At 30.8% G+C, this 7,108-nt stretch carries 8 protein-coding genes; 1 reads left to right on the top strand and 7 read right to left on the bottom strand.

The window, feature by feature from the left end:
- Positions 1-185: 185 nt before the first annotated feature.
- The 3 genes from SPJ17_RS02130 to SPJ17_RS02120 all read right to left on the bottom strand — a co-directional run bounded on the left by SPJ17_RS02130 (position 186) and on the right by SPJ17_RS02120 (position 3,372).
- Positions 186-1,052 (bottom strand): EFR1 family ferrodoxin, encoded by an 867-nt coding sequence (locus tag SPJ17_RS02130; RefSeq protein WP_321092275.1) that lies wholly within the window; start codon positions 1,050-1,052, stop codon positions 186-188.
- A gap of 1 nt (position 1,053) precedes the next feature.
- Positions 1,054-2,595, bottom strand: a complete 1,542-nt coding sequence (locus SPJ17_RS02125; protein WP_321092273.1) for an NAD-dependent epimerase/dehydratase family protein — start codon at positions 2,593-2,595, stop codon at positions 1,054-1,056.
- 120 nt (positions 2,596-2,715) lie between these two features.
- Complete coding sequence (locus SPJ17_RS02120) at positions 2,716-3,372, bottom strand: hypothetical protein (RefSeq protein ID WP_321092271.1); 657 nt, start codon at positions 3,370-3,372, stop codon at positions 2,716-2,718.
- Positions 3,373-3,604: 232 nt separating this feature from the next.
- Between SPJ17_RS02120 and SPJ17_RS02115 the strand changes: the two genes are divergently transcribed.
- Entirely contained in the window at positions 3,605-3,907 is a 303-nt protein-coding gene (locus SPJ17_RS02115) for a hypothetical protein (RefSeq protein ID WP_321092268.1), read from the top strand.
- 35 nt (positions 3,908-3,942) lie between these two features.
- Here the strand turns inward: SPJ17_RS02115 and SPJ17_RS02110 are convergent, their stop codons facing one another.
- From SPJ17_RS02110 to SPJ17_RS02095, 4 genes are all read right to left on the bottom strand, one after another.
- Positions 3,943-4,614 (bottom strand): YjjG family noncanonical pyrimidine nucleotidase, encoded by a 672-nt coding sequence (locus SPJ17_RS02110; RefSeq protein ID WP_321092266.1) that lies wholly within the window; start codon positions 4,612-4,614, stop codon positions 3,943-3,945.
- A complete protein-coding gene (locus tag SPJ17_RS02105; RefSeq protein WP_321092264.1) occupies positions 4,607-5,398 on the bottom strand; it encodes a histidinol-phosphatase in 792 nt (263 codons plus the stop codon). Before SPJ17_RS02105 ends, SPJ17_RS02110 begins: the two co-directional genes overlap by 8 nt.
- Positions 5,399-5,441: 43 nt before the next feature.
- Entirely contained in the window at positions 5,442-6,221 is a 780-nt protein-coding gene (locus tag SPJ17_RS02100; RefSeq protein WP_321092263.1) for a YwaF family protein, read from the bottom strand.
- A gap of 634 nt (positions 6,222-6,855) precedes the next feature.
- Positions 6,856-7,108: hypothetical protein (locus SPJ17_RS02095; protein ID WP_321092260.1), on the bottom strand; the 253-nt coding region annotated here is incomplete at its 5' end.

Below are 7,108 nucleotides of genomic sequence, written 5' to 3'. Positions count from 1 at the left end.
ATAAGCTACTGTCCTCATTGTGACAAACCTAAATTTGTACCAGTCGATATTTACAATAAAAAGAAAAAGAAATAATACTTCTAACTAAATATATTATCCTAGGCAGCCCTAGGATTTTTGTAGTTATAGTACTATTCCCATCATGATTTTAAATTTACTAATAAATAAAAAAACACCCTAGGGTGTTATTTTTGATTTTTAATTCTTTCCTCTGCAATTTTAAAATATCTATTATAAGAATTTTTACAATATCTTTTATGCTTATCGACCTCTTCTTCCTTAGGCATTTGGAAGGAGTATTTTCCATTGACCTTCCAAGAATTAAATAGCCCAAAGACAATCGCATCCTTTGGACAATAGAATGCACATCTTGTGCACATAAGACAGCTATGCTTAAAATGAACCTTCCCCTTTTCATCTATCTTGATATTCTTTGCTGGGCAAGACTCTTCACAAAGCCCACAGGAAATACAATCCTTATTCGTATGCATGAATAAGCCATTAATCTTAGCACCAGGATGCTCAATTAACATGAAAAGCTGTAATAGATGTCCAAAGGGCATATATTTAAGCTTTACAATCTTATTATCTAAAATATCCTTTACATCGAGTGGGACTAAGCCTTTTAAGGCTTCATACATATTATATGCCATTAAATCGGTATGACGGAAAATAATATCATAAGGCATTATATAATGATATTCATTGGTCAAATAATAATTTCTTCTCTTTAGGATTCTTCTTAAGGAATAGGAGGATATATTATTAATTCTTAAATGCTCTCCTGAGGTTTTAAGAATAATTAATCTTTTCTTTTCCTTACATTTTTTTAATGTCTTTGCAAATTTTAAAACATTTTCAGGCGCATTAAACCCATGAATGGGATAGGCAAAGAAGACCATATCATAATCCTCTGGATTAAATTCTAATTTCCCGTCATCGATATTATGGATGTCCGATTCTACACCACTTAAGCTTAGATAATCTTGATACAAATCGATACATTTTTTTGTATTACCTGTCGCAGAGAAGTAACAAAAAAGTGCTCTCAAATTAAATATCCTCCATATGTGCATTGAAGTCTTGATCTACATAATAAAGCTTATCCTCGTTCTTTTCATGAGAATCATACCAAATGGATGCATATAGCTTATCCTTCTTAGATAACCTGTCAAAATCCCATTTATATTCTCTATAGGTAATATTGTACCAATGTCCTGCATATACACTATAAGGCTTCATGAAGAATTCCTCATGGTCTTGGTTTTCAAATAGAACTGGTGTAAATAAATCTTTAAATTCACCCTTCATCATACCTCCATGAAGTAAGGCTATATTTTGGAAATCCTCTTTTGTTAAATCGTAAATATCCTTATGTATATCATAGCCATAATCGATTAATTTTGTATTCTTAATGTCCTTATATTCCAATAAATTTATCTTAGTACCATCAAGTAATATTCCATCATCAAGTAAATGAAAGCTATCCCAACTTGCATCGATTTCCTCGTATTTTTCTATTCCGCCAAAGGCTGCATACATTTTCGCTAAATCCTTATGCTTATACCAATACTTTATAGAATTACTATCCTTAAATAATCTTTGAATGACAAGCTTTGAAATTAAGGATTGTGGTACGATTCTACCGAAGGTATAATACCAATTCTTCTTTTTCATTCTTGCCCAGTAATCCTTGCATGTATCCATTTGATAATGGAATAGATCCTCTAAAAGATAGGAGTCATAAAACCACATACCATGGAAATTTCTTATCGCATTAAATTTAGGCTTAAACATATGCTTTGCATCTCCACCCATAAGCTTAAATCCATCATTTAATGTCGTATAGCCTGTAATTCTATTTTCTTTCTTAGCACCAATATTAAATACTCTTTTCCAGAATACCTTATCTAAATCGTTCTTTTCAATATCTCTTTTTATAATATTTTTGATTAATCTAGCAGAATCTTCTTGTGTAACCCACTCAAGTGGTGCATTAAAGGCTGTATGAAACATTAATCCATCGCTAATATTATCCATGAGCATATATTCGTGTAGCATTGCAGATTGTCTTAGTATTGCATAATATTGAATCTTAGATTCTAATACGGCTAATTCTCCTCTCATCTTTGTTACAGAATAAATATCAAAAGGAGAAACTAAAAGAGGATCTCCAACCCTACCATAGGGGTGAGCCTCACCTCGATTACCATAAAGCGCAACCGATGCAATATGGATGAGCCTTGGTTGCATTACCATACCCTCAATTACAGATACAATATTTTTAACACCAATCTCATTACATTCTATGGCAGACTTGGGCATTTTATCACTTTTAGGTGGAATTACTGCAGCCATATTGATCATATAATCTGCACATTTCAAGAATTCTTCAACATCGTTTTTATTGGCTAAATTACCATAAAAAATCTCAATTCTATTCCTATATTTTTTTAAATCCTTTTTAACTCTTTTAAATAGTGGATCGTTTTTTAATATAAATACTCTTATCTTATCAATTTTTTCATATAAAACAAGTTCCTTAAGAGTAGCATGTCCCATATTTCCAGAGACACCAGTTAAGCATACAAGCATATTCTTCACTTCCTAAATCGATTCAATTATATTAAAAAATTGATAAAAAGAAAAGAGAAATGAAAAAGGAAGCCTTTAAAGCTCCCATAAAAAATAAATTAATTCTTTTTCATCTTATTCTTAAGCTTCTAGAGTATCATCAGACTTAGTCTCTTCTACCTTAGCATCAATTGTATCACTCTTCTTTTGGCTTGCACTCTTACCTAAGAATTGGAATAAAGAGGCTAAAGCTAAGAATATTGAATATAAAATTAGGATGATACCAAAGATAGTTAATCTCTTATCGATAACATTTACACTTGGTAATGCTAAAATCCCCAAAACTAAAGCAGCTATTCCAATAATTGCCTCAAATAAAACTGGAACTAAGAATGTATTAAGATCATCCTTCTTAACTAAGCCAAATACGAATACTAAGATTGCATCACATACGAATAATGCACCAATAACGGAAAGTACATATGCCGCATAATTTGTTAAGATATGAAGTAATTCTCCTGCAGTCTTCTCAACGACAAGGAAAATACCTAAAGCTAGGATGATACCATTCGCTAATGTAATTGCATTTGCAGATCTTTTTAACAATAAGATATTTAGAACTAATCCAAGGGTAGATATAACAATTAATACAACACCAAGTACAATAGAAATTGCATCGTAGGCATTGCCTGAAACATCTCCACTCGTGTTTTGAGCAACGATACATAAAATACCTACAGTTAAAACGATTAGAGCAGTAACCCATGTAGTAATGGCACTCTGTAATGTTTTTTTCATATTTTTAATCATCTCCTTTCATTTTTACATTACATTATATACCACTTTTTTAATAAAATAACAATTTTTATTATGAAAAAAAGATACAAATAAAGCTTTTTTATATATGAACTTAAAAAAAATATAAGAAAACAATTTAATTCTTCTTACATTTTTTTCATATGGTTTTCATAATCAAACTATACTATAATAGAATTACAAGATACATTACAAATAAATCCAGGAGGCTTAAATGAAAATTATTTTAGGAAATCCAGGCAGTGGCAAGACAAAGGAGCTACTAGCCTTAAGTGCAGAAAAGAATGTACCAATCCTTTGTGAATCCGCTGCAAGAGTTGAAAGACTTTTAGTTAAAGCTCAGGGCTATGGCTATAATATTCCAACCCCTGTTACTTTAGACAATGTGCAAACTGCATCTGAGGTTATCGTTGATGACATCGAAAGATTCTTTAGTCAAGCTTTAAATGTTAAGCTTAATGCCTTATCCGTTAATCGTGATAAATCGGTTGACATCTGTGATTTAGACAAGAAATAAATTTAAAAAGCCACCCTAAGGTGGTTTTTTCTATATTATAAATATTTTCTAATATCATTTAAATTGGAAACCTTATAGGTATATAAGGCTTCTTTTTCTTTTATATTCTTTTTATTAAACCAAATGGATTTTAATCCATAAGTATATGCTCCAAAAATATCTGAGGTAAGAGAATCACCAATGACGATAATTTCTTCTTTTTTGTGATGCATTCTTTTTAAGCATGCTTCATAAAATTCCTTACTTGGCTTAGATGAGCCTAGCTCCTCTGATACAAAGATATCCGTAAAAAAATCGATAATATTTGCTTTCGATAATCTTCTTAACTGCTGGTATAAGGTAGAATTTGATGCAGCATATACATCATATTTACTATATAAATATTCTAAGATTTCCTTCGCATTAGGAATAAATATATGAGAATCTAGGATATATTTTCTAAAGACCTTCTCAAATAATACTCCATCATAGGAAACACCGATTTCATTAAAGATTTTATTAAATCTCATTTGAAATAGCTCATCCATTGTAATTTCCTTCTTCTCATGCATATGCCATAGGATTGGATTTAGTCTATCGTATGCCTCATATATAGAATCTGGAATAGTGTAATTTAATTCCTCCTTGGCCTTTTTAATAGCCTCATGGCTACATAAATCCCAATCTAGAATGGTATCATCTATATCTAATAAAATCGCTTTAATCATTTTTTACCTCAAGTGGATTTTCTATAGGATGAATATTAAGCTCATTAAGCATTTGATAGCCCTTATCTAAATTCTTATCTAAATCTGAAGGGTTATGCGCATCAGAAGATACAATGACCTTAATATCCTCATATTCACTTACAATTTTAAAGAATTCTTTATTGGGGTACATATAATCCATAATTCCACCAAAATCCTTTTGATTCTTTGAAAATCCATTACAATTACATTCTAAATATACATTATTTTTAATGCAGGCCAAAACAATTCTTCTTGTTGCAGAAGCAGTATATTCATCCCACCTAGGGTATCCCCCTAAGAAGATATCTGGGTGCGCAAGTATTTTAAAATACTTTGTGGCTAATGCATCCTCAATGAGCTTTACATATTCTTCTAATCTTTCCTTTGTATTACACAAAAAGCTTGATGTATCATCCATTTGTTTGTATCCACTATAGTAATGGCAACCTAAAATTAAATAATCTAAAGATTTTAATACTTCCTTATAATAGGAATCATTTCCATAGATATATTCAATTTCTAAGCCTAAGAAAAGTTTTATTTGATTTTGATACCTCTTCTTACATTCCATAAATTCAGGCACATAAATCTTATAAAATTCATCTATCGTCATTCTTCTAAATCCAGGATTTGAAATAGGACCATGATCCGATATTCCTAAGGAATGAAATCCAAGCCGGATGGCTTCTTCTACATAATCTTTAATATCACCTTTCGCATGACGACAAAGCCTCATATGCGTATGATAATTTTCTTTAAACATAATACCTCCTAGCGAGCAAAAAAAAGAACGAAGCCGTTCTTTTTTATTTCTTTACATCCTCTTGCAAAACTGCATTTTCTTTTCTTTTATGTATAAATGCACTAAATTTATCGATTCCATAAATAATTACATAAGGTAATAATAAATAGAATAATACAACAATTATAGTGTAAATTGGAAGATTCCATTCTGCTATTGCCTTCGCAAATTCAGGTAAATTATATGCATCTCTAAAGAACATTAAATTTACATTTAATCTATAATCCATAATAATTGCGATTGGGAAAAAGATAGATAGGAATAAGAAATAATACTTAAATCCTTTAAAGGATATTTCAAATCCACTATGGATGAAATATAGGATTCCTATATATAGGAGTACCCCATGGTATCCCATGCCGTGGAAGGCAAGGAAATGGAATGCTGGAACGCTAGGTAAGGAGGTTGATGGGTAAACCAAATAACAAAATCCACCTAGGATACCACCAAAGATAAGACAAGCCTGACCCATATTTTTAATCACTTCATTCTTACTTAATGCGAATATTGCAGCATATAAGAATAAGCTACAAAAGGCAAGGGGGAACCATTGATCAAGACCAAAGTAACCATGAATATGATTATAACCAATCTTTATGATTTCAAGTGTCCATAAAATAGAAACTGAAACTATAGTTTGATCTCTTAGTCCTCTTTTTGTAATATTTCTTGATAAGTATAATCCAAGTACAATAAGTGCTCCAATGACAGCAAAGAAAATAAAATGTCCTAGACTAAATATACCGCATGCAGGATATGCATCTCTATCACTAAAAAAAATCATAGACTTTCCTCCCTTCAATTTAATAATAGACTCATTGAGAGGAATTGTCAAAAGAAATCAAAGGATGTTTCTTTTGTAAGCGTTTGTAATTCGATATAGAACACTTTATTTTCTTTAATTTCTTTCCATTTAAAATAGTTATCCTTTGGATAACCTAAGATACATGGCCGATTCCTTCATACTCATCTGGTTTTAATGTAAGTATTTTAATATCCTCTTTTAATCTTCCGTTCAGATTTCCTCATTAAGCCTATAAATCCAACAAGGGCCAAGCCCTATAGAGGATACCTCAAGCATCATATTATTATCATAGAAGACAATCATAGACTGTATTTCTATGCCTCTTTACAAGTACAAGTAAAAGAATGGTGCCCCACAAAAGGCATCTTTATTTGTACCTAAAATGCTTCTATTTAATAAAGCTACTCATTTATAATCTCTTTATTCGTAATAGATACAAGAATACCTGTTTTTAAACCATTCCAGATCTGTATATGGAAAGCCTCAATTACCTTTTCGATTTCTTCTTTTTTAAGAATAGTATCTTGATAGTTTCAACGATTAGAGTATCGTCGAATAAATTAATCGTTGATATGTTTCAAATCGTTGCATTTTTTCAACGATTTTGCAACGATTATTTTTTTACATACATTGTTGCTCTAGCTTTACCACTTTTTTCAACAATACCTTTCTCGACTAAAGAATTTAAAATTCTAATTAATGTATCTTTAGCAAAACCACTTATCTCTTCTAATTCTAATCTACTATATGAGTGATTTTGTTTCATAGCATCGTAAACCTTTTTCTCATTGAATGATAAGCTAGTCTGATCGATAACCGGTAATGTAACTGATATAGCACTACTAGTAACATCATAAATTGGTTTA

The sequence above is a fragment of the Anaeroplasma sp. genome (assembly GCF_034179385.1).
Classification (GTDB): Bacteria; Bacillota_I; Bacilli_A; order Acholeplasmatales; family Anaeroplasmataceae; genus Anaeroplasma.
This window is presented reverse-complemented; position numbering and strand designations above follow the sequence as displayed.

Coding starts and splice junctions, on each gene's coding strand:
- SPJ17_RS02125 (WP_321092273.1), bottom strand. CDS start 2,595: ATGCTTGTATGCTTAACTGGTGTCTCTGGAAATATGGGACATGCTACT.
- SPJ17_RS02100 (WP_321092263.1), bottom strand. CDS start 6,221: ATGATTTTTTTTAGTGATAGAGATGCATATCCTGCATGCGGTATATTT.
- SPJ17_RS02110 (WP_321092266.1), bottom strand. CDS start 4,614: ATGATTAAAGCGATTTTATTAGATATAGATGATACCATTCTAGATTGG.
- SPJ17_RS02120 (WP_321092271.1), bottom strand. CDS start 3,372: ATGAAAAAAACATTACAGAGTGCCATTACTACATGGGTTACTGCTCTA.
- SPJ17_RS02115 (WP_321092268.1), top strand. CDS start 3,605: ATGAAAATTATTTTAGGAAATCCAGGCAGTGGCAAGACAAAGGAGCTA.
- SPJ17_RS02105 (WP_321092264.1), bottom strand. CDS start 5,398: ATGTTTAAAGAAAATTATCATACGCATATGAGGCTTTGTCGTCATGCG.